Origin of the sequence: Mycoplasma zalophidermidis (assembly GCF_024742155.1) — a bacterium.
Taxonomy (GTDB): Bacteria; Bacillota_I; Bacilli_A; order Mycoplasmatales; family Metamycoplasmataceae; genus Mycoplasmopsis; species Mycoplasmopsis zalophidermidis.
In genome coordinates this window covers 170786-195039 of the sequence record NZ_JANSFS010000001.1, presented here as the reverse complement: position 1 = coordinate 195039, position 24254 = coordinate 170786, and the positions used below count along the sequence as shown (strand labels likewise).

21 protein-coding genes and 1 tRNA gene are annotated in these 24254 nt (G+C 29.7%); 12 read left to right on the top strand and 10 right to left on the bottom strand.

Annotation, left to right across the window (positions count from 1 at the left end):
• Positions 1–222 precede the first annotated feature (222 nt).
• The 8 genes from NW238_RS00870 to NW238_RS00840 all read left to right on the top strand — a co-directional run bounded on the left by NW238_RS00870 (position 223) and on the right by NW238_RS00840 (position 8140).
• Positions 223–600, top strand: a complete 378-nt coding sequence (locus tag NW238_RS00870; protein ID WP_258451633.1) for a transposase — start codon at positions 223–225, stop codon at positions 598–600.
• Positions 587–754, top strand: a complete 168-nt coding sequence (locus NW238_RS03615; RefSeq protein ID WP_373889494.1) for a transposase — start codon at positions 587–589, stop codon at positions 752–754. The genes NW238_RS00870 and NW238_RS03615 overlap by 14 nt, the downstream gene beginning before the upstream one ends.
• A 31-nt stretch (positions 755–785) precedes the next feature.
• A complete protein-coding gene (locus tag NW238_RS00865; RefSeq protein ID WP_258451632.1) occupies positions 786–1628 on the top strand; it encodes a DNA-methyltransferase in 843 nt (280 codons plus the stop codon).
• Position 1629: 1 nt separating this feature from the next.
• Positions 1630–2400 carry a DNA-methyltransferase gene (locus NW238_RS00860; protein WP_258451631.1) on the top strand — a complete coding sequence of 257 codons (771 nt, stop codon included), beginning with the start codon at positions 1630–1632 and terminating at the stop codon, positions 2398–2400.
• Positions 2401–3084: 684 nt separating this feature from the next.
• Entirely contained in the window at positions 3085–4401 is a 1317-nt protein-coding gene (locus tag NW238_RS00855) for a hypothetical protein (protein WP_258451630.1), read from the top strand.
• Positions 4402–4708: 307 nt separating this feature from the next.
• Entirely contained in the window at positions 4709–5923 is a 1215-nt protein-coding gene (locus NW238_RS00850) for a trigger factor-related chaperone (RefSeq protein WP_258451629.1), read from the top strand.
• Between the two features lie 177 nt (positions 5924–6100).
• Positions 6101–7711: an ABC-F family ATP-binding cassette domain-containing protein gene (locus NW238_RS00845; RefSeq protein ID WP_216505065.1), complete on the top strand. Its 1611-nt coding sequence runs from the start codon at positions 6101–6103 to the stop codon at positions 7709–7711.
• Between the two features lie 159 nt (positions 7712–7870).
• Positions 7871–8140 (top strand): hypothetical protein, encoded by a 270-nt coding sequence (locus NW238_RS00840; protein WP_216505066.1) that lies wholly within the window; start codon positions 7871–7873, stop codon positions 8138–8140.
• 67 nt (positions 8141–8207) lie between these two features.
• Here NW238_RS00840 and NW238_RS00835 read toward each other — a convergent pair whose 3' ends face one another.
• The 7 genes from NW238_RS00835 to NW238_RS00805 form a co-directional block, all read right to left on the bottom strand.
• On the bottom strand, positions 8208–10583 hold the full coding sequence (locus NW238_RS00835) for a phosphoketolase family protein (protein ID WP_216505067.1): 2376 nt from the start codon (positions 10581–10583) through the stop codon (positions 8208–8210).
• A 222-nt stretch (positions 10584–10805) separates the two neighbouring features.
• Positions 10806–11768, bottom strand: a complete 963-nt coding sequence (locus NW238_RS00830; protein ID WP_216505068.1) for a lactate/malate family dehydrogenase — start codon at positions 11766–11768, stop codon at positions 10806–10808.
• Between the two features lie 346 nt (positions 11769–12114).
• A complete protein-coding gene (locus NW238_RS00825; protein ID WP_373422545.1) occupies positions 12115–13161 on the bottom strand; it encodes a zinc-dependent alcohol dehydrogenase in 1047 nt (348 codons plus the stop codon).
• Between the two features lie 230 nt (positions 13162–13391).
• A complete protein-coding gene (locus tag NW238_RS00820) occupies positions 13392–13520 on the bottom strand; it encodes a hypothetical protein (protein ID WP_258451628.1) in 129 nt (42 codons plus the stop codon).
• A 487-nt stretch (positions 13521–14007) separates the two neighbouring features.
• A complete protein-coding gene (locus NW238_RS00815; protein ID WP_216505072.1) occupies positions 14008–15291 on the bottom strand; it encodes a glycosyltransferase in 1284 nt (427 codons plus the stop codon).
• Positions 15281–16048, bottom strand: a complete 768-nt coding sequence (gene mf1, locus NW238_RS00810) for a diacylglycerol cholinephosphotransferase Mf1 (protein WP_216505074.1) — start codon at positions 16046–16048, stop codon at positions 15281–15283. Before mf1 ends, NW238_RS00815 begins: the two co-directional genes overlap by 11 nt.
• Before the next feature lie 181 nt (positions 16049–16229).
• Positions 16230–16451 (bottom strand): hypothetical protein, encoded by a 222-nt coding sequence (locus NW238_RS00805; RefSeq protein ID WP_216505076.1) that lies wholly within the window; start codon positions 16449–16451, stop codon positions 16230–16232.
• A gap of 91 nt (positions 16452–16542) precedes the next feature.
• Here NW238_RS00805 and NW238_RS00800 point away from each other — a divergent pair, with 91 nt between their 5' ends.
• On the top strand, positions 16543–16824 hold the full coding sequence (locus NW238_RS00800) for a hypothetical protein (protein ID WP_258451627.1): 282 nt from the start codon (positions 16543–16545) through the stop codon (positions 16822–16824).
• A 245-nt stretch (positions 16825–17069) separates the two neighbouring features.
• On the opposite strand, the gene NW238_RS00795 is transcribed toward NW238_RS00800, so the two are convergent.
• A complete protein-coding gene (locus NW238_RS00795) occupies positions 17070–19229 on the bottom strand; it encodes an ATP-dependent Clp protease ATP-binding subunit (protein WP_258451626.1) in 2160 nt (719 codons plus the stop codon).
• 208 nt (positions 19230–19437) lie between these two features.
• Between NW238_RS00795 and trmB the strand changes: the two genes are divergently transcribed.
• Complete coding sequence (trmB, locus tag NW238_RS00790) at positions 19438–20049, top strand: tRNA (guanosine(46)-N7)-methyltransferase TrmB (protein WP_216567708.1); 612 nt, start codon at positions 19438–19440, stop codon at positions 20047–20049.
• A 46-nt stretch (positions 20050–20095) separates the two neighbouring features.
• Here the strand turns inward: trmB and NW238_RS00785 are convergent, their stop codons facing one another.
• Both NW238_RS00785 and NW238_RS00780 read right to left on the bottom strand, forming a co-directional pair.
• The gene (locus NW238_RS00785) at positions 20096–21931 is read right to left on the bottom strand and encodes a ribonuclease J (protein WP_216505083.1); all 1836 of its coding nucleotides are present in this window, start codon (positions 21929–21931) and stop codon (positions 20096–20098) included.
• A 101-nt stretch (positions 21932–22032) separates the two neighbouring features.
• Positions 22033–22122: transfer RNA gene (locus NW238_RS00780), tRNA-Ser, on the bottom strand.
• A 176-nt stretch (positions 22123–22298) separates the two neighbouring features.
• On the opposite strand from NW238_RS00780, the gene lgt reads away from it, so the two are divergent.
• Together lgt and NW238_RS00770 are read left to right on the top strand one after the other, a co-directional pair.
• On the top strand, positions 22299–23270 hold the full coding sequence (gene lgt, locus NW238_RS00775; protein WP_216505085.1) for a prolipoprotein diacylglyceryl transferase: 972 nt from the start codon (positions 22299–22301) through the stop codon (positions 23268–23270).
• A gap of 1 nt (position 23271) precedes the next feature.
• Positions 23272–24192 carry an NAD(P)/FAD-dependent oxidoreductase gene (locus NW238_RS00770; protein ID WP_216505087.1) on the top strand — a complete coding sequence of 307 codons (921 nt, stop codon included), beginning with the start codon at positions 23272–23274 and terminating at the stop codon, positions 24190–24192.
• Positions 24193–24254 lie beyond the last annotated feature (62 nt).

The window sequence follows — 24254 nt, the reverse complement described above, 5'->3', positions numbered from 1 at the left end:
ATGTGGTATTTTTTCAAAACACTGAAATGTTGAGGGAATAAAAAGATATGTTGCCAAATGTGAACAGACTCTTTTTCCTTGTAAAGACACTATCTTTGAAAATAGTTCAACATCTTTAAGTTCTTGATTCCATGCTATATCATTATTTAGTATTTCTAAAAACGGAGTTAGTGCTAAACAGTTAGAGAGAAGTCTAGAATAAATTATAAAACGGCTTGAATAATGGCAAAGCTAATAAGAAGTATTATGGACGATGATGGTAGCATTATGTTTAAAGGGGTAAATGAAGTGGATGGAACTTATATTGGTGGTCGTGAAACAAATAAACATGAATCAGTTAAAAATAATGAACTATCTCATCTCGAACAAAAAGCATCAATTATGCGTGTTAAAAATAGAGAAAGTGGCCAAGTTAAATTTGACATGGTTAATCAAGTTAACGACAAAACTATTTCTGCATTTTTAGAAACAAATATTTCTAAAGATTCCACTATAATTAGTGATGAATGAAAAGGTTATAAGAGAGTATTACAAAATGTTACTGATTGATTTACTCATAAAGTAGTTAACCGCTCTAATAAAGAATATGTTAAATATTAGAACTAAAGTGTCAACTAATGGAATAGAAGGAATGTGGTCTCGCCTTAAAAGAGGACTAAAAAGAACTTACATAAAAGCAAGCAAGAAACATTTACCATTTTATCTTAATGAGTTTGAGTTTAGACAAAATCATAAAGATAATGTGATATTTTAAAAAATTATTAAAGGAATAGGGAGTGTACAATATGGAATTAGAAAAAGACATAAATGTTGTTTATTACAAATCATCTAAAAAAATGAAAGAGGTCAAATCTAGTAGTGTAGATCTAATAATTACTTCCCCACCGTATTTTAATATCAAGGATTATTCAAAAGATGGTAAACAAGAGGTTAAACATTCAGCTAAAAAAATAGATAATATTGGTGATATTAATGATTTTAAAAAATACATATTTGAAATGTTAAAGGTATGAAAAGAATGTGAAAGAGTTCTAAAGCCTAATGGAAAATTGTGTATAAATGTTCCATTGTTACCTATGATAAAAAAAGATTTTAGTTCACACTTTAATAGACATATTTTTGATTTACAAAGTGAAATACAACATAGTATTTTAAATCATACTAATTTATTCTTAATGGATTTGTATATTTGAAATAGAACTAATTCTACTAAAAAACTAATGTTTGGAAGTTATCCATACCCAAGAAATTTTTATGCACAAAATACAACGGAATTTATATCGGTTTATGTAAAAGACGGTCCTTCTGCAAATAATATAAAACATGAGTGAAAAGAACAAAGCAAATTAACCAAAAAAGAATGAGTTGAATACACTAAACAAATTTGGAGCATCCCTATACCAAACAAAAAGGATTCAGCTTTCGGAATTCATCCAGCAATAATGCCTGAAGAAATAGTTGCTAGATGCGTAAAATTATATTCATTTGTTGGTGACACAGTTCTTGACCCATTTACAGGTAGCGGAACGACATTAAAGGTTGCTAAAAATTTAAATAGAAATTATATCGGTTATGAGCTCTACCCCCATTATAAAGAAGTAATAGATAAAAAATTAGAGGAAAAGTAATATGGAATTAAATAAAATATATAATATTGATGTTATTGATTTTTTAAAAGATATAAAAGATAATTCTGTTGATTTAATTATTGCTGACCCTCCTTATAACCAAAACATAGATAAGTGGGATATTTTTGAAGGTGAAAAAAAATACTTTGATTTTATGCACAAATGACTAGATTTGGCTATTTCTAAATTAAAAAAAACTGGAAGTATTTACTTATTTAATAATGCTTATAATTCAGCATTATTATTAACTTATTTAATCAAAAAAGGAATGTTATTTAAAAATTCAATTATTTGATATAAAAAAGATGGTTTTTCGCCATCAACAACTAAATATGTAAATAATCAGGAAACAATAATATTTTTAACTAAATCTAATAATTACACATTTAATTATGATGATATTAGGACAGAATATACATCTTTAGATAGAATGAAAACAGCCGTTAAAAAAGGCATTCTTAAAAATGGAAAAAGATGATATCCCAATCCTAATGGTAAATTGTGCACGGATGTATGAGAGATACCTTCGGTAAGAATGAGTAATAAGGTAAATGGTAGGACCACTAAAACAATCCACCCAACCCCCAAACCAGAAAAAATGATTGAAAGAATTATTAAAGCAAGTTCAAATAAAGGTGATTTAATCCTTGATTTATTTAGTGGTTCTGGAATAACTTCGTTGGTTGCTAAGAAACAAGAAAGAAAATTTATCGGTTGTGATCTAAACAAAGAATATGTAGATATAATAAATAAACAACTATTAGATATATAATTTAATTATGAGTAAAGTCTCATAATTTTATTTATTGTTATAAATAAGAGGCAAAAAATGAATATCCCAATAACTTTAGGACAAATAATAACAGCCGATTATTTTGAAACATTAAGATATATGTTTGAATAGAGAGAGGACACAAAGGGTATATCAAACGAATACTATTTCAACTATTGAAAAGAAATTTAAAATAAAGGTTAAATAGAAAAATAATATTTTTTGGCACATTTTTTGAAATTTCATTATATGACTTCATTTCAAAAAAGATTTATGAAAAAATAAATAATCAAAATCCTAATATGGATGATTCTAAATTAAGTAAAAAAATGATAAGTTATAATTTTTATATCGACAAAGTATTGGAGATTTTGATGAAGGTTATGATTACTATTGAAAGCGTAAAACGCTATCATATAAAATGATTGTAAATTATATGCTAATAAAGTATTTAATGATTCAAGTTATAAAAACAATAAAGCAGATATTTATATTCAAGGCTTCTTCGATTCAGAAAAGGATAGAATTATTTTTAAAGCATTCTTTGAATAGAGCAAAACCTTACATACAGCAATAAATCGTTTTTACATAAACCTGATTACTGTAGAACAGTTGAAAAATGCCAACCAATATCAAATTAATAAATAAAATTTATGAAAAGAAATATTAATACAAGGAGGAATAATGAATGATATTTTAGAATTATTAACAAGCATTGACCCTACAAAGGAATTCTTAAAGTTTTTGGGCAGAAGATTTCAAAGTGATAAATATAGAGGGAATCATTATAGTCAACACGGTAGATACGATATAGAATATATTTGAAATATATTAAATGAAATAAATATAGAGATGAAAAATGAAAATCTAGATAAACTTCAAATTAGAACACAGGATATAAGCATAAGACCTGAAATTATTGCTGGAGAAGAGAGTTATTCAAGAATTGTAAATAACTTACAAAATATCCTTGGCAAAACTACACAGGATAGTTTTAGAAAACAGTACTTGTTAGAAATGCACAGAATGGGTTTGATTGATAGATATAATAAAAATGGAGATTTAATAACAAACCCTTGAAAACAAAGTAAAGTTAAATATGTTTCAATAACTGATTTAGGTATGGAAATGTTAAACGCAAACAATATTTTGAAAAAACAAATTATTTTTCAAAATTGTTTAGATGTATTATTTAGAGGATTCACTGAAAAATTAATCAATTATCTCATTGAAATAGATGAAGCAGGCACCAATCGCAATTGAGACTATATAACTCAAGATGAATATACATTGTTTTTATCATTTTTAGATAATGAGTTAGAAGTGAATGGTGAAATTGTAAAATATGATTTTGAAAAATTAAAAGAATATATTATTGAATATAGACATTGAAGTGGTCGTCAAAAAGAACACTTAATAGAAACAATTAAAGAATGAGCTGTACCATCGAATTTTGAAAGTGGAAATTCAAATAAGAAAGATAAAAAGGATTGACATAATTTTATTAATGAAACTCAACAAATATTTAGCTTATTAAACCAAACAGCAATTTTTACTGTTGATAATCAAACAAATAAATTAACTATGGTATTTAACAAAGATAAATTTTTTACCGAAAAAGATAAAATATCTTTAAAGAGAAATGTAAAAGAAAAAAGAAATTACTTTGATAAGCACGGTGTCGTTAAACATAAAGGATATGAATTACATCATATAATACCCTTATTAAGAGCAAGAAACAATGAAGAATTTTTTTTACTAGATAAGTGGCAAAATATGCTTTATATTGACGCTAAAAAGCATTCTGTAATAACTCAGGAAGGTTCTAAACATATTAATTTAGATTTTAACGAAAACAATGTGGTTTTAAAGAGGTTTGATGATGATAAGATTGATTTAATAAAAAATGATAATGTTTTTTATAACATCACTAATCAAACAATAATGAAAAAAACAAATAATGACTTACTTAAAATGATAGAATATATTAATGAAAACTAAACAATTAAAACCTCAAGAATGTGACGAAAAAAATTCAATAAACTTCTTAACAAAGCAATAATTAATCGTAAAACCAAACAAAAAGCACAAAAGCAACCGTAATAGTTGCTTTTCTTTATCTTTTGATTATTTGACGATTGTGTTTTACATACATTGAGGGGATATACACACAAAAATATAAGTTATTTTAGATTAAAAGTGGAAAAAATTAATGAAATTATAGAAAAAATAACAATAAAATAAACAACCAGCTTAATTTATGAATTGTTATATATAATAGATATACAAAATCTTTTAAGGAGATAAAATGATTAAATACAACACAATTGAAAAGCAAATACACCTAAACAAAGAAAAATTTGCAAGTTTAAAACACAATCAACTTATGTTTGCCTTAGCTAATAAAATAAAATCAACACCCGAGGTTTTAAAAGGTAGAGCAATAGACGAAATAATGAATAAAGAAGTAACAACTTTAATTGAAGAAGTTAACAAAGACAAAACAAATGTTTTAGTTGGTAGACCTTTTGTTAACATTATTGAAGCTGAGGAAGAATTAAAAGCTGAAATAGTTTTAGTTTACTATTCAGGTGATGAAATCAATAAAATTGACTTAAATAATATTAAATTTGATTATCAACCAACACGAATTGATCAATCAATGCTTGATACAATTTTTAATGAATTTAAGAAAAAATATCCAATCTTAAAGGAAGTTAAAAATCGACCAGTTAAAGAGGGTGATATTTGTGACGTTAATCTAATTGCTAAATATGTTGGCGAAGAAAAAGATAACCAAAAAAATATTAAATTACAAGCGCAGAAGAGCGAATCATTTTCAATTAACCAAGAATTAATTGGCAAAAATATTGGTCAAACATTTGCCTTTAATGATCCATCAAACTATAATTGAACGGTCACAATTAATAAAGCATTTCATGAAGAAATTATTAATGTTACCGAAGAAAACTTTGAACCAATGATTGATGAAAATATAAATAGTTTAGAAGAATTAAAAAATGAGTTTGAAAAGAATATTAGAAAAGAATATTATTCAAATGAACTATTTAGATATTTCAGTGTTTGTGCAACTGAATTAGCAAATTCAAATGATATTGAAATACATCAATTTTTACTAAATGATTCATTGGATAGAGTCGCATCTCAAGAGGCTCGTCCAGGGGGTATTTTAGATGGTTTAAAATCAATATCTGAATTAGATAAAACAAATCCTGATCATTTAAAATTAATGGATATTGCTTATAAGTCAGTGTTAAGCCAAGTTTCTTCAATAATTTTAATGCAAAAAATGAGTAATCTTTATGACCTTGAACCAACACAAGAACAAATTCAAAATGAAATAACTTTCATTAATAAAATAGATAAAACATCTCGAAATACTGAAATAAACCCTGATATGATTGCCAGTGGTTTAAAAAGACAGTTCGCTGCTTTAAAAATAATTCAAATACTTCACCCGGATGTTGCTAAGTTATTTTTAGACAATATTAAATGTAATTAAAAATGAAGCTAAGTCTTCTTTTTTTAATTTGTTTACTAAACAAACTGAAAAATGAGTATATTCGTCAATTTATAGCCATCTTATATTAAGATAAATAAATTACAATATATTGCTTTAGCATTTATATAAATTTAATATTTGATATAATAATAAAATATTAGTTTAATGGGAGGAAATATGTTAGAAGTACAAAATTTAAGTAAAATTTTTAGCGACAAAAAACTATTCGAAAATGTTAATTTGAAATTTACCGAGGGAAATACATACGGAATTATTGGAGCTAATGGTGCTGGAAAATCTACATTCTTAAAAATATTATCAGGCGAAATTGAAGCAACTAGTGGACAAATAATAATTGAAAAAGACCGTAGATTGAGTGTTCTAAGTCAAGATCATAATGCATATGATGATTTAATCGTCACAGAAGTAGTTGTAATGGGCAATACTGATTTGTACAAAATAAAAAATGAAAAAGATGCAATTTATGCTAATCCTGATGCAACTATGGAAGATTATACAAGAGCTGGTGAATTAGAAGAAAAATTCGGAGAATTGGGCGGATGAACGGCAGAAAACGATGCTCAAGAATTATTATCTGGGCTACAAATACCTAAAGATAAATGAGATGTACCGATGAACCAGTTAACTGCTAATCAAAAAATAAAAGTTCTACTGGCTAAAGCTTTGTTTGGAAATCCAGATATTTTAATCATGGATGAGCCAACTAACCACTTAGATTTGCGTTCAATAAAATGATTAGAAAACTTTTTAGCAGATTACGAAAATGTTGTTATTGTTGTAAGCCATGATAGCGATTTCTTAGACAATATCTGTACCCACATCGTTGATATTGATTTTAACGAAGCACGTATTTACACTGGGAACTATACATTCTGAAAAGAAAGTAGTCAGCTTGCTTTAGAACTTATGAAACAGCAAAACGCTAAAAAAGAAGTGCAAATTGAAAAACTTAAACAATTTATTGCTCGTTTTAGCGCCAATAAATCTAAATCACGTCAAGCTACATCACGTAAAAAATCGCTTGAAAAAATTTCACTTGACGAAATCAAACCGTCAAACCGTAAATACCCTTATATTAATTGAGAAATAAACCGTGAACCGGGAAAAGACATCCTAGAAGTCGAAGGACTTTGTTATGAGGAAAATGGCAAGAAAATGTTCCAAAATGTATCATTTACACTGTCACGTGGAGAAAAAATGGTATTAATCGGGGATGATGATATCGCTAAAACAAGATTCTTGGAATGTATATTAGGTCTAAAAAAACCTACGAGCGGTAGTGTTAAATGAGGTCAAACAATTAAAACCACTTATTACCCAAATGATAATAAGAAATACTTCAATGAAGATATGTCAATTTTAGAATGAATATCTCAATGACCTCTAGAAAACACCACCGAAGAAACGCGTGATGTTTCTGATCAAAGAATGCGTGGTTTTTTAGGCAGAATGCTTTTTTCAAATGACTCTGTATTTAAGAAAGTTTCAGTTACTTCAGGGGGTGAAAAAGCAAGACTAATGTTTTCTAGAATGATGCTTTTAGAGGCTAACTTTTTGATTTTAGACCAACCATTAGACCACTTAGATACTGAAAGTATTGACTCTTTAATTACAGGTTTGAAAAATTATCGCGGTGGCGCAATATTTACCACATATAACAGAGCCCTGGTTAACCATGCCGCTAATGTTATATTAGAAATTGCCCCAGACAAAAGTTTCATTTACCACGGAACCTTAGATGAATACGAAAAATTAATGGATTATTAAGTCGCTATTACGCTTTTTTTAATTTTTTCATATTACTACTATTTTTCTTTGTTGCAAAAGTATTTTTGAAATGAAAATCACAACTCGTGAATTATCTTTTTTATCCAATTAAATAAATCGACTAGAGAAATACGAAGACAAATAACTAAGTAGAATAACATGAGGTGTTGCGGGATTTGCAGTTTGTGTCTTACCAGTTATCTCAGAGCATCATGTAATAACACAACAACAAAGAAAAATAAATTAAAATCATTGTATAAAGATAAAGAATTAGGAGAATTAACTAGTGTTAATTTAACTAATACCGAGTTTACAAAATTCATTGATTCACTTTATAAAAAAACAAATAAGGAAATTGATGGACTATTAGACATTCAGATTTCGTTAATTCAAGACGCAATTAATAAAATCAAAACTCTTAAACAATAAGGCAAAAAAAATAACATTTCTATAGCAAATGTTATTTTTATATTATCTTCTAAAAGAGATTTTAAAATTATTTAATACCTTCTCATTTTCAGTTTTTAACTTCGTCAATGTCAGTACCGTGTTCTCTAATGTATTCGGTGTGGTAAGCTAATGTATCGTCCATTTTCTTAATGAATGAACTTGCTTTGTCACCATAAACTGCTTTAGCAGCAGAAATTGACATGTGGAATCTATCCATTTGTGATAATTGACGAATGTCAAATGAAGTTGTAATATCACCGTGTTCACGGTAGCCGTGAGCTAATAGATTTCTATTGTGACGTGTAAAGAAGATATCTCTTAATAAACTTTCGTAACCGTGGAAAGCAAATAAAACTGGTTTGTCTTTTGTAAAGACTTTGTCAAATTCTTCATCTGTTAGACCACGAGAATCTACTGATGGGTGTCTTAGTTTTAAGATTTCAACCACGTTAACGAATCTAATTTTTAATTCAGGGAATTGCTTATTTAAGATTGAAATTGCAGCTAATGCTTCAATTGTAGATTCGGTACCTGAAGCAGCAACAACTAAGTCAGGTGTTTGATCAGCTGAAACATTTGATGCTCAATCAATAACTTTGTAACCTTTTTCAACTAATTCTTTAGCTTCAGCAACTGTAAAAAATTGCTCTCTAGGTTGTTTCGAAGCAACGATAAGGTTAATAACATTTTTTTCTGCAAACGCTTTTTCAGACACCGCTAATAATGTGTTTGTGTCAGCTGGTAAGTATTCTCTAACAACATCAGCATTTTTGTCGGCTAAGTGTCCTAATAAACCTGGATCTTGATGTGTGTAACCGTTGTGGTCTTGTTGGAAGGCATTCGAAGTAGCGATTAGGTTTAATGATGGTAAATTATTTCTTCAATCTAGTGGTTTACACTTGTTAATTCATTTTAAGTGTTGTGTAATCATTGAGTCAACAACTCTTAAGAATGCTTCGTATGAAGCAAAGATTCCATGACGACCAGTTAATACATACCCTTCTAGGAAACCTTCTGCTTGGTGTTCTGAAAGTTGTGAATCGATAATTCTACCGGCAGGTCCTAAGTTTTCGTCTAATAATGGGTCGATACGATCTAATCATTGACGTTTTGAATGTTTTAGACAATCAAATAAACGGTTTGATTTAGTTTCATCAGGTCCAAAAACTCTGAAACTTGTTGGGTTTAATTTCATTAATTGTGCGTAGTAGCTACCAAGGTTAGCCATATCTTGAGAAATTACAGTACCAGGTTTGTCGAATTTAATTGCAAAATCTTCTCAATTTCCCAAAACAAGATCTTTAGGGTCAATTCCACCGTTTGTTGCTGGGTTCATTGCCATTCTCTTGTTACCTTTAGGAGCAATGTAAAATTCTTGTTTAATTTTGCCGTTTTCGTCAAAGATTTCATGTGGTCTATATGATTCTAGTCATGCTTTTAATTCGGGTAAGTGTGTTGGATCTTCAGCTTTGACAGGAATTGGAACTTGGTGAGCTCTAAAGCTACCTTCGATTTGGTTTCCGTCAAATTGTTTAGGTCCTGTTCAACCTTTTGGCGATCTAAAAATAATCATAGGTCATTCAGGTCTTGTTTGTTCATCGGCAGATTTCTTATCAGCTTCTGCTTTAATGGCCATAATTTTTTCAATAGCATAGTCTAATTTATTAGCCATTTCTTGATGATAATCATTAACTTTTTCAACTTCAACAAAGATTGGTTCTCAACCAAAACCTTTAAATAAGTTAGTTAGTTCTTCATTGGTTCTTCTTGAGAAAATAGTTGGGTTAGAAATTTTTCCACCATTCAAGTGAACAATCGGTAATACAACACCATCATTTTTTGGGTTAATAAATGTATTTGAGAACCATCCGGCCATTAATGGTCCGGTTTCAGCTTCGCCATCACCAACAACTGTAGCGGCTATTAATGAAGGGTTATCTAAAATAGCTCCAGTAGCATGAGATAATGAGTATCCTAATTCACCACCTTCGTGTAATGATCCAGGTGTTTCAGGTGCTGCGTGTGAAGCTGTACCGCCAGGGAATGAGAAAATTTTAAATAGTTGTTTCATTCCTGCTTCATCCTGAGTAATTTCAGGGAATAATTCTGTATAAGAACCATCCAAGTATGAGTTTGCTACCATAACTTGTCCGCCGTGGCCTGGTCCTTCAATATAGAACATATTTAAATCATATTTATTAATAAGTCTATTTAGATGAGCATAAATAAAGTTTTGTCCTGGAATTGTACCTCAGTGTCCAATTGGATAAACTTTGACATCAGCAGCTTTTAATTCGGTTTTCAATAATGGGTTATTTTTTAAGTACATTTGACCAACAGAAATATAGTTTGCTGCTCTTCATCACGCATCAACTTTTTCTAAATATTCTTTTGAATCAAAATCGATATTTTTATTTTTCATGTTTTCCTCCTTGCTTATGCTTATAAATTATAGTAAATAAAGCATTAAATATTACATTTAAATTTAAGTATTATATAGAGTTGTGGAATTGATAGCATATTTTCACTATATGCTTTTTGCATAAACCTTATAAAAACGAGTTGATTCGTTTAAAACCAGTTCAAAAAATCTAAAAATTAAATTTTCATAAAAAAACACCAACAATGCGGTGTTTTAATTGAATTATTTAAATTCGTGAGTTACGCCAACTTGACTAAGCGTGTCATTGTGTACCTTAGTAAAGTTTTTTGAAGCGGTATTGAATCTTTCTCATTCTGCGTCAGTTAGCGACATTTTTTCAGGTAAGTATTCGTATCCATTTTCTCCGACAATAACTGGGATTGAGAAATAGATTCCTGGGTGTTTAAAATCATCAGGTAATTTAACACCAACTGTCATAATTTTTCTCTTATTGTTTAAGATAGCTGCTGTAATTTCATACATTGAGGTACCAATACCAAATTGAGTATTACCTTTACGTGAGAAAATTTCGAAAGCTTCTTTTTTGGAATCTACGTATAATTTTTCCTTAACTTCTTCGGTAAATTGAGGTAAATCGTTAATAAAAGTTTCACCAATTTTTGCGGTTGATCACACCGGAACAGCCGAAGCTCCGTGTTCAGCAATAATTGAAACTGTCACTGAATCAGCTTCAACATTGTAGTGACGTGAAATAAGTTTTTTAAGTCTTGCCGAGTCTAGAATAGTACCTGCAGAAATACATTTTTCTGCCGGTAATCCTGAGGCATAGTGAAATACTGCTGCCATGACATCACACGGGTTAGCCGCAACAACAACAGAACCTTTAAATCCAGTTTTCTTTAATGTGTCACCGAATGTTTTCATTAATTTTGCATTTGCTCCCGCCAATGCTAGACGGTCTGCGAATGATTTATCTGCTGGAATTGATGCACAAACTGCAACAATATCGGCATCTGCTGAATCTTTTTCTAGAGAACCAACTCTAAATGTTGACCCATTTCTTGGCATGATGGCAACCATGTCAGAAAAATCTTTTGCGTGTGCTAAAGCAATGTCTTCACTTTTATCAACAAAAACTCATTCCGCTTCTAGCCCTCTACACACAGAAATATTAACGTATGTAAAACCTACATTTCCTAATCCTACGACGATAATTTTTTTCATTTTTTTGCTCCTTTTTTACTTCGAACATATTTCATAAAAATATATTTAGTTTTAATTAGCTTTTTTAGCTATCTATATTATAAGTAAAAATAAATTAAAAAATGTCTTATATTTTGTCGTTTTGAATTTATTTATACTACTTTTTATGCATAGTTTTCGCAAATTATGAAAACAACCATACATAAAAATATTTTTACAAAAATTAGTTAGGAATTATTTTTACTTTTTTGAATTTCATATATTATTTACCTAATCAAACTGGAACGACATTTCCACATCTAATACAACTATAGCAAAATTTAAAAGAAAAACACTCAAAATGAGTGCTTTAAGAATAAATATTAGCTTATTTTCTGTAGTCAATAACTGCCCTACCAATGAATTCACCTTTTTCAAGCTTTTCAAAGATATCAGCTACATCTTCTAATTTTACAACTTTTGTAACTTCTGATTTTACTAGGCCTCTAGCAGCATAGTCTAATGCTTCTTTTAGATCTTTACGTGTACCGACGATTGAACCTGCTAGTTCACGTTCACATAGGACTGTTCAGAATACTGAGACAGGGAATTCGTCTTTTCCTAATTTATCTTTAGCTGGTAATCCAACCAATACTTGACGACCTCCGCGACGTAGCATTTCCATACCTTGAACTGCAGCAGGGGTGGCAACCGATGTATTTACGACACCGTGAACTCCACCTTCAGTAACTTCAATAACTTTAGCAACTGCATCAACTTTTTTAGAGTTGAAAGCAAATTCAGCACCTGATTTTAATGCTAATTCACATTTTTCATCAGTTAAGTCAATACCAATTGGACGGTATCCCATTGCCTTAGCATATTGAATAGCTAATTGTCCAAGTCCTCCAACACCAATCACAGCAACAAAGTCACCTGGGCGTAGTTTTGCTTGTTTAATTGCCTTATAAGTTGTAACACCAGCACACACAACTGGAGCACCAGTAATTAAATCCAAACCTTTAGGAACAATTCCTACAAAGTCTTCATGTCCGATTGCATATTCGGCATATGAACCATCTTTAGTATATGCAGACATGTTTTGATTTGGACACAATGTTTCTTTGCCATCTAGACAGAATTCACAGTGACCACACGCATCGTGAAGTCATGCTAAACAAACTCTATCACCAACTTTTAAATGCGTACAACCTGGACCTAATTTTTCTACAATCCCAATTCCTTCATGTCCCGGAATTAGTGGGTATTTAGGTTCTACTAATCAATCATAGTTTGCTGCATGCAAGTCGGTGTGACAAATACCGCTTGTTTCCATTTTGATTAAAACTTCTTTTTCTTTTGGTTCGGGAATATCCACCATTTCAACACTTCAATTACGTGGTGAACGCACCACAAAAGCTTTCATTTTAGCCATATGTTATATCCTCTTTTCTTATCTTTATGTTTTTATTTTTATACTTTTTTTGATAATCTAACTGCTTATCACTTTAATTTTATTACTTTTAATTATGTTGATTAGTTAATTGCTTTCATAATATTATTGAATTGTGGTAAATAATTCCATAAAATTAGCATTTTTAAATTAAGATTCAAAACTAAAATTAACTATAATTTATGTATGAATAAAAAACATAACATCCTTATTTATATTGCCACGCTATTGAACTTTTTGCTTGCTTGAATATTAATTATTCCGATATTTTTATTAAATATGAATTTTTCTAATCTCTTATTAATAATTGCTTTTATATGGTCTCCTTTAGTGGGGTGCATTTGCTTATCAAACATTGTTATGTTTTCAATTTGAATTTATTTATATAAGAAAAAAATGAATATTAAACTGCTGAAAATAAAACTATTATATGCAACCAGCTGTATTGGACTTATTGTAAATTTAGTATACCCAGTATTATTTATATTATATATATTTTGGTTTTCAGAATATTCATTTGGTGAAACAGTAATCATTATTTTATTATTAATAAAATTTATTGATTCCGTCGTGCTATTGATTTTAGTTACTTCAGCGCTTTTAATTAAATCTAAAAAATAAAATATCAAGCCTACGACAAAGGGCTTGATATTTTTCAAGAAGTACTAGCTAGATAATAGCTTTTTATAGACTTCAACAGAACAACTATTAATTAAATACTGATATGATTTCTAAAAGCTTTTAGAATTAGATTAATTATTTTTAGAAATATTATTTGTAACAATCAATTGTATGTTTCAAATTAACTCAGTTTGCATATATGGTTTTTTAATTTTTGAATTTTTTTCTTATCTTTGCTGATAGTTTTTGCAATCTATTTATTCTAACTTTATCATAAAAATTCTTAATGATTTCAATATAATTATTTATTGATTTATCTATTATTTTAGACCAATCAAAAACTATTGATTTGGCTGCTTCGCCCGCTGTATTTAGCTTTTCCCTATCGGAGAATACATTAACTACGCTTTTAACTAATGAATCTACACTTTCTAAACAGGTAAAACCATTTAAACCATCTATGATGAATTCGGCGGCGTTAGATTTCTTTATTACTAAACTTGGTAATCCTTGAGAAGCTGCTTCATGAATAACTAAGCCAAATGTATCAAAAACCGATGGAAACAACAATAAATCATGACTAAGATATAGACCCTTTAATAAATTGCAATCTCTTACTACGCCTGTAAAATTAATATATTTATAAACGTCTATTGACTTTGCATATTCAACTACCTCATCATATTTTCAATCACCACCGACCATAGTTAAATGATATCTGGGGTTAATTGCAATAAGTTTTTTGTAGGAATCTAACATTAATTTAATATTTTTTTCTCAAACAAAACGAGAAACAAATAAGAGATTGAATTTGTTTGAATCTATATTAAATTTTTCGATGGCTTGTTGTTTTAAAAATTCAGGATTTTCTGGAAATTTAAATTTGGTTCCGTTTGGTACAATAAAATGTTTGTTTTGAGTTAAATCAAGACCACTGTCAATCATAGAAGAACGAGAAACATGAAAAATACCATCTACATTTTTTATGAATTGCTGAACTACTAATCCACCAATTTGACCAATTACCGCGCTATTAACCGATTTTGAAATAGCCATTTTGAAGTTTGTGTGTAAAGTAATTACTAAAGGAATGTTATAACGTTTTTTAAGTTGTAATCCTATATTTCCAGCAAAAAAAGGGGAATGAACATGAACGATATCCGGATTAAATTCATCGATGACCATTAGTTCAGATTTTACTAGTGGTGTGCGAATAACTTGGTAGCCCCCTCATTTTATTACACTACATTTAATACGCATTGGTTTGTAACTTAATTCTAAATCCTTCTTTAAATCGTAGTCAGAATAAGCAGGTGCCAACACCAAAAATTCAATGCCCTTGCTCTGAAATTGTTCAATATAATTTTCCATAACACGCACAACTCCATCAACCATTGGAATAAAAGAATCCCCTACGATTACGACTCTTAGAGGTCTTGATTTAAGTTCAATTATTGGTGCTTTTTGTCTTCATAGTAATTTATTTTTCATGATTTTTATTTTCTTTCTTCTTTTTAGTAAACACATCCATATCGTATAAACCTAAATGACGAGACATAAAATATTTTTTTGGTATGTTCCAATTAGGTCCATATGTTGAAACAAAAAAGTCCTTATAATTTTTAAATATATTAACTTGAACATCTTCAAATTTAACAGAAATTAGATTATTCCAATCAATTGTAACTTTAGAAGCTCTCTTAACTTCCTTATTGCTTGGTCACGTTATAACGAAATCTATATCTCCACAAGTATCATTTAACATTTCATACGCTTGTTCAAAGGACAATTTAGGTCATAATCATGTTCAAATTGAAAAAAATTTAACAATTTTCATCCCTCATTGACATTTAAATAATTTTCTCTTAGTAAAGTTTTTTAAATATCTTATTTTTGTAGTTAAAGAATTATATTTTCTTAGATTTTTTTTAGTTGTTTTAACCGCAACAAAAATGTCTAGAAATGTAGCATCTTCATCAGTTTCGGAATCATTAGTAAACTTTCCGAATAACAATGGGTTATTGCTATTTTTAGAATGTTTTAAAAAAGTAGGATAAGTTTTTATTAATATATCTCACGATTCTTTTGGTACTAAAATATCAATATCATCATCCCAAGGAATAAATCCATCGTGTCTTATTGCCCCGAGCATAGACCCATAGAAAATCGAATATTTTAATTGATGTTTATTTGCAATTTCGAGAAATTGTTTTAATAAATTCAATGTTTTAAGTTGTTTTACATTCATAATTTCAATTATATATTAATTAAATTGCCAATTCTCTTTTATTTACACAAAAAAACATTGTTGTTGATGTTTTGAGTTTTAAATTTTGAAAATTGAATGTTTAATTTGACTCCAAATTTTTTAATTACACTATTAATATTCTCCCTTTTATGACGCATATCAAGTTGAACTTGATTGTTGTTTAATTTGGTAGCAAAGTATAGTAATTGTGAATTTTTGCGATTATTGACATCATAAATGTATTTAAATTCTGCATTAATCTTCGGTTTTTTCCTGGAGTATCATCTTGATATTTTGCATTTGTATTTTTTGGACTGAATATATAAGGTCTTTCAGTCGGAGTTGCAACTAGATATTGAGCTAAAGACTCAAACCAGCTGTCATTGTTTTTATTTTCAGGCATATTTGCCTCCTTTCTTGATAAAATTAATAATATGAATTTAAAAAACAAAAAAATACTTTGATTGAGTGTAAGTATAATTTGGTTACTATTGATGATTACGGCAATACTAGTTGCTACTGCTCCTAGATGAGGAGAAATGGGTACACACACCGTTTGAATTGAACGCAAAGGACAATGACCTTTTCAGGAGGAAGTATTCAATAATAAGCTTTATTACTATTGATATAAATACAGATATCTAGATTTTTATAACGAACTAGGCGGTAAATCTATGTATTTAGCGTTTGTAACCACCTATTCATTAATTGCTGTATTATTCGCAATCGCGTCAAGTTACTCAATCTATAAAACCATTAAGTTATTTAAACGCTAAGAATTCTCAACCGTCTTGTCCTTTGTGATAATTGACGGCTGGGTCTTGCGTATAAGGAATAAAGGAAGGTAAAAGACCTAGTTTATCAGGGTCGGGAATTTCTAAACTACCTTTATCTTTATTGAATTTAACTTGTCAATTTCAGTAATTTTCAGTTTTGATTTAAATAACTACATAATCAGAATAAGAACATACATTTTAGTGAACAAAAAAACACGTGGTTAAAACGTGTTTATTTTTATAACCTATTTAATGACGAAGTTGCCCGCAAAAATATCTAGTGTGTATTCGCCATCAGCAATCATTTCCCCTTCAATTATTTTGTATGCAATTAGACCTTCTACTTTGTTTTGAATATATCTTCTAATAGGACGAGCTCCAAATTGATGATCATATGAAGCTTTACCTATGAATTCAACTGCTTTTTCAGTAAATTTTAATGTAATAGACTTAGATTCTTTAATTCTTTCGGCTAATTTATTCAATTCTAACTCAACAATAGCATTAACAGAATCTTGTTCTAGATGAGCAAACTTAATTACTTCATCAATTCTATTAACAAATTCAGGGCTTAAGAATTTTAGTAATTCATCTTTGACTGAAGGCATTTGCTCTAATTGTTCTTTAACATCAGCAGCAATATTTGAAGTCATAATTATAATTAAATTTCTACAATTAATTACTCTACCTTTTGAATCAGTAATGGCTCCATTATCTAAAATTTGCAACAAAATATTTAATACATCTCTATGAGCTTTTTCTATCTCGTCAAACAATAATATTGTGTATGGGTTTTTTCTAATTCTTTCAGTAAGAGAAGTAGAAGAATCAAAACCAATATATCCGGGAGGCGCGCCAATTATTTTAGAAACTGAGTGTTTTTCCATATATTCAGACATATCAACTCTAATCATTTGTTTTTCTGAATCGAATAATGAATAAGCCAATGCTCTAGCTAATTCGGTTTTACCAACGCCAGTTGGACCGGTAAATAGAAAACTAGCTAATGGTCTATCAGGGTCATTTATATTTGCTTTTGCTCTCAATACTGCTTGAGCTACTAATGATACCGCTTGATCTTGACCTTTAATTCTTTGTTTTAATTCTTTTTCTAGATTCAATAGTTTATTTTTATCGCTTTCAAGAAGTTTAGTTACAGGAATTTTAGTTCATTTCGAAACGATGGTGGCAATTTCTTCACTCGTAACTGTATCCTTAATTAAGGATGCATTAGAATTATTGATTTCATTTTCTAAATCTTTTATTTCATTTTCCATGTTTGGAATTTCAACATACAACACTCTTGATGCTTTTTCATAGTCGGCATCTTTTTGATATATATTCAAGATATGTTTCAAGTTTTCTAGTTTCGACTTAGCACTTGAAAGTTTTTCCAATCTAGCTTTTTCGAAATCCCATTTCTTTTGTAATGCATCAATAACATTATTTTCACTATTAATTAATTCATCAAGTTCAGATAATCTTGTTTTATTTTTTTCTTTCGCATCCTTATTTGGACTTAATGCTATTTTTTCCATTTCTAAAATTGCTAATTTTTGTTGTGCCTTTTCAAGTTCTTCTGGTTTAAAGTTAATTTCAGTTTTAATTGTTGAAGCAGCTTCATCAATTAAATCAATTGCCTTATCTGGTAAGAAACGATCTGAAATATATCTCGATGATAGTCTAGCAGCGGCAACCAATGCATCATCCTGAATTTTTACATTGTGGAAGTTCTCGAATCTTTCCTTAATACCTCTTAAAATAGCTATTGTATCTTCAACACTAGGTTCCAATACATCAATTTTTTGCATTCTTCTTTCCAAAGCAGCATCTTTTTCAATGTATTTACGATATTCATCAAATGTTGTAGCACCAATTAAATGCAATTTACCACGGGCCATTAAGGGTTTAAAGATATTAGCCGCATCCATGGCACTGTCCTGATTACGACCTGTTCCGATTAACATATGAATTTCATCAATAAATAAAATAATATCTCCGTTGCTTTCTTCAATACGCTTCAAAACTGCTTTTAATCTTTGTTCAAATTGGCCTTGGTATGATGCACCTGCGATTAATGCGGCTAAATCTAATTCAAAAATATCCTTACCTTTTAAGTTTTCTGGAACCTGTCCTTCAACAATTTTTCTAGCTAAACCTTCAACAATTGCTGTTTTACCAACTCCGGGTTCACCAACTAGGACTGGATTATTCTTTGTTTTACGACTCAAAATACGAATCATCCGACGAATTTCATCATCACGATTGATGATTGGCTCTAATTCGTTTCTGGTTGCTAGATCAGTTAAATTGCGGCCGTATTTTTTTAATACATCTTCTTTTTCTCCGTTATTTTTTTGATTTGGGTTTAAATTACCAAAGATATCATCAAAATTAAAATCCATAATACCTCCTTATTCAATACAATTATATTTTAGCACTCTAATTGCTTATCTGCTAATTTTTTTTATTTTAAATTAAAATAAACTTTCCTTAATTTCATATTTTCTGAGTCTAATTAATTTCTTTTCGATTATTTTGAATTTAAAATGTCCCAACTAGTATTTGAGTTATTTTTTTTCTTAATATTAGTTTATAAATTAAAATAATTTTATGAGATTAAGATACGATAAAAATGCCGAACCCAAATTACAAGCTTCACCTTATATGGTTAAGGAAAAACAATACCCCATCAAACTTAATAAAAATTGCGTTGTTGAAATTGGTATGGGTAAAGGCGAAATGATTGTGGAATTAGCAAGATTAAATCCAACCAAAACATTTTACGGATTAGAAAAATATCCTACTGTAGCCGCGAAGGCTCTTAAGAAAGCCGAAGAATATCAATTAAATAATTTTTATATAATTATTGCCGATGCAGTAAATATTCCAGATATTTTTGTGGGCAAGGCTAGCACTATTTGATTAACATTTAGTGATCCATGACCGAAAGCCCGCCATTTCCGCAGAAGGTTAACATATAAATCATTTTTAGATTTATATAAAATAATTATGGATGAAGATTCAATACTAAAATTTAAATCAGATAATGATAAATTATATGAATTTTCTTTAGAATCATTCAACGAAAACAATTGAAAAATAATTGATTTTGGCCAAGATTTACACCAATCGTCATACGCAAGTGAAAACGTCATGACTGGTTATGAAAGAAAATGAAGTGAACAAGGAAAAAATATCAACTTCATTTTTGTCAAACCTTAGATGCTCATTTGAAATGAGTATTTTTTTTATTTAAAAAACATTGAGTCTACTCAATGTCTTCTTCATCATCATGAATGTCATCATCAATTTCTGATTTATCACCGAACATTTCAGATTTAACATCCTTCAACAATTTTCTAGTTTTAGTATCTGTTTCTTTGCCTTTTTTAGCAAAATTAATTGAAGAATTTGCGAACGCTGGTTCATCACCATCATCAGTAAATAAAATTGTTGGAATTATTATTGGTTTACGACGTTTTTCTTTATAAAACAAATTCTCTAATCTATCAACTATTAATTGTTTAAGTTCAACAACATTTCACGATTCATTATTTTTAATGTAATACAAGGCAGCACCATGTGCAACACGTTTAGCCTCAGTAACTAAATCAAGGGAAGTTTTAACATAGAAAGCACCTCTTGAAATCAGTGTTGGTCTACCTAAAATAATATTTTTTTTGCGGTCAATTGTTAAACAAATATTAACAAAGCCACTTTCGGCAAGTTTTTGTCTTTCCTTAATAATGTTGGCATTTAAGTTAAGAGTATTATTACCATCAATATAAACCGGACCATATTCGATACGTTCATTGGTTTCAAAAACTTCTTGATTTATTATGTTATAAACTCTACCCTTTTCAGGAATAAATATATTTTTAGGGTCTACACCATTACGCACAGCACTTTGTCCATGAACAATACTCATTCTGTATTCACCATGGTAAGGAATAAAATATTTTGGTTTAGTTAATTGAAAAATTTTGTCGTGCTCGTGTTTGTATGCGTGACCAGACGTGTGCAAGTAACCATCCACACCATTTTCTTTGATATCGGCACCCAATTTAGCTAATCTATTAACTAAGAGTTCAATAACCATATGGTTTCCAGGGATGGGACTTGAAGAGAAGATAATTAAATCGCCTTTTTCGATTTTGACGCTTTGATGTTTACCATGAGACATACGGGCTAAGGCGGCTAATTGTTCACCTTGACTACCAGTTGTTAAAATAACCAAATCTTTTTCAGGAACATTCGCAACTTGTTTTTTATCAACTAAAACCTTGCTATCAACTTTAATATAGCCTAATTTACGTCCGATTTTTACTCCATTCACCATTGAACGACCAAAGGTTGCAACTTTTTTACCAAGTTTAGCAGCTAATTCAATAATAGCCTTAACACGAGTTAAGTTAGAAGCAAAAGCAGTAACAATAATTTTTCTAGTTGCTTGCCGCATGTATTTTTCAATGTCTTTAAGAATGTCATTTTCCGAAGGGGAATGATCTGGTCTCATTGCGTTAGTTGAATCAGATAATAAAACGGTCAGTCCCTCTTTACCAATTTGATCCAATCTCGCGAAATCTGTGTAGCTTTCACCAATTGGGTTGTAATCGAATCTAAAGTCACCAGTACACATTACTGAACCATTAGGAGTGTTAACTCTAATACCAAAAGCATCGGGAATTGAGTGTTGAGCGGATCAGAAATCTACTGTACATTTTCCAAATTTATGCACAGCAGATTTTTCAATTTCAACAAATTCAATACCTTTATTAATCTTGTGTTCATCGAATTTTAATTTCAGATATTGTATTGCAATTCTAGGTGCGAAAATTTTCTTTATTGGGACCTGTTTAACTAAATAAACAACCCCTCCAATATGATCCTCGTGTCCGTGAGTTATAAATAAACCTCGAATTTTTTCTTTATTTTGAGCCAAATATGAATAATCAGGAATAATTCCTTTAATACCTGTTTGCGCAGTATCGGCAAATTTAATACCCGCATCAATAATAAATATATTGTTGTCATATTCAACAAATAAAGATGATTGTCCAATTTCTTGTACACCACCTATGGCTACTAATCTTGTTGGTTTCATATTCCTCCTGTTAATTGATTATTAAAATGAAAATAATGTATATATTAATTCCTAATTTATACCACAAATACCAATATTATTGAAAAAAAGCAATAAAAAAATGGCCGGTAGTAAGGGATTTGAACCCTTGAGTGATTTACATCACTATTTGTTTTCGAGACAAACCTCTTCAGCCACTCGAGCAACTACCGAATTTACTTCTACCCAAAAGCAATTTTAGCACATCAATAAAAGATTTAAAGCAATATTTCATTCCGTAAATATCTCTGAATTACTAGATTAATATGATTAATATAAATTATAGATTAAAAAATAAATATGAAATATAGTAAAATGTAAATCATTAAATCAATATCAAGGAGGAGTTGTGAACCCAAACAATTATTATGACATTGTTGCTGGAGTACCTGCTAACTCAGGTTCCACATTATTCAATATCGGTTCTTTTCCAATTAGAACATACTCAATTACATTACTTTTAGGTATTTTGGCATCAATATTAACAATAACGTTTTTTTGGAAACGTGAAAAATATAAATTTGAAATCTTATATACATTAATAGTATTAACTATACCATCAGCCATTATTGGTGCTCGTTTATGAGATTTGGTTGAGGTTGCGTTATATGTGCCTGAATTCGACTGATCATCCTGATATAAAGTCTGAGAAGGTGGGCTAAGTATTCAAGGTGGTGTTGTGCTTTGTGTCATCATAGATAGTATCTACATATATCATAAGCGTCATGAAGTAGATTTTCGAAAAGTTCTAGACATAATTATTCCCACAATTTTAATTGGTCAATTTATTGGCCGTTGAGGAAACTATGCTAACCATGAACTATACGGCAAGGTTGATTGAGATGGATCCTCTGTATTAATCTTTGGTAAAAACTTTGCCCAAAATATGTTTATCAGCGACGCCTATAGTCAATCATTAAATCAACCCGGTTTGTTTAGATACCCATTATTCCTATATGAAGGACTAGCAAATTTATTCGGATATATTGTCTTAGTTTGAATTATTAATGGTTTTGGACTGTTAAAACCAGGTTCATCATCATCAATGTATTTTATTTGATATGGTCTAGTCAGATTAGCGCTAGAACCTTTACGTCAAGATGCATATCAATTATATACAATAGCATCATTAGTTTTCATTGCAATTGGTTCACTATTCTTTATTTACTTTCAGTTTTTCAACCACATACACTACCACAAAGAAAAACAAGGAATTAGATTTAGATATGTTTACGCTCACCCTTGTGAATATTTAAAATACATCAACAAAACAAGATTATTTGATAGAAAAAAACAAGAATACTCTAAAGTTAGGGGGTAATATGAATTATGATCTTATAGTTATAGGTTCAGGACCTGGCGGTTCTAATGCTGCGTTATATGCAGCACGTGGGGGATTAAATGTTGCTATAATTGAAAAAGAAAATCCTGGTGGCAAAATTGTAACAAGTGCAACAGTAGAAAATTGATTAGGAACACCTTCAATCTCGGGATACGACCTGGGTATTAACATGTTAAACCATGCTAAAGAGTATGGTGCTAAATTGATTATGGGAGAAGTAATAAAAATTAATTCATACGGAGTTTGAGATAAGGAAGTTTTGCTCGCAAATGGTCAAAGCTTAAAGTCAAAATCAATAATTATTGCCACTGGATTAAAACATAAAGAACCTTCTTTTATTAAAAATTATCAGCAATATAAATATCTTGGAATTCATTTTTGTGCTACATGTGACGCACCTTTATATCGCGATGAAAATATAGTTATGTTAGGAGGTGGTAATTCTGCTGTTGAAGAGGCGATCTTTGCTTCAAGGTTCGTTAAGAATGTCGATTTAATAGTATTAAATGATTTAACAGCTGACAAAATACTAGTTAATTCAATTAAAGAAATTAAAAACATCACAATTCATAAACATAGTGAGATTCTTGAATTAGTAGGCGATGAAAAAGGATTTTCCAAAATAGTATTACGTAATAATATCACTAATAAAAATTTTGAAATTGAATCAAGAGCATTATTCTCCTTGATCGGATTTATCCCTGATAATTCAATCTACGAACACCTAGAAATTGTAGATAGCTCTGGTTTCATTATAGTTAATGATGAAATGGAAACAAAAGTTGAAAATATTTTTGCTGTAGGGGACATCACAGCAAAAAAAGTAAGACAACTCATAACTGCAGCCGCTGACGGCTGTATCGCTGCAAAAATTTTAATTGATAAATTGAACATAAATTAAACTAATTACTTATTTTTTATTCAGATAACTTCACATTTGAGAGAGTAACAAAAAAATTATTG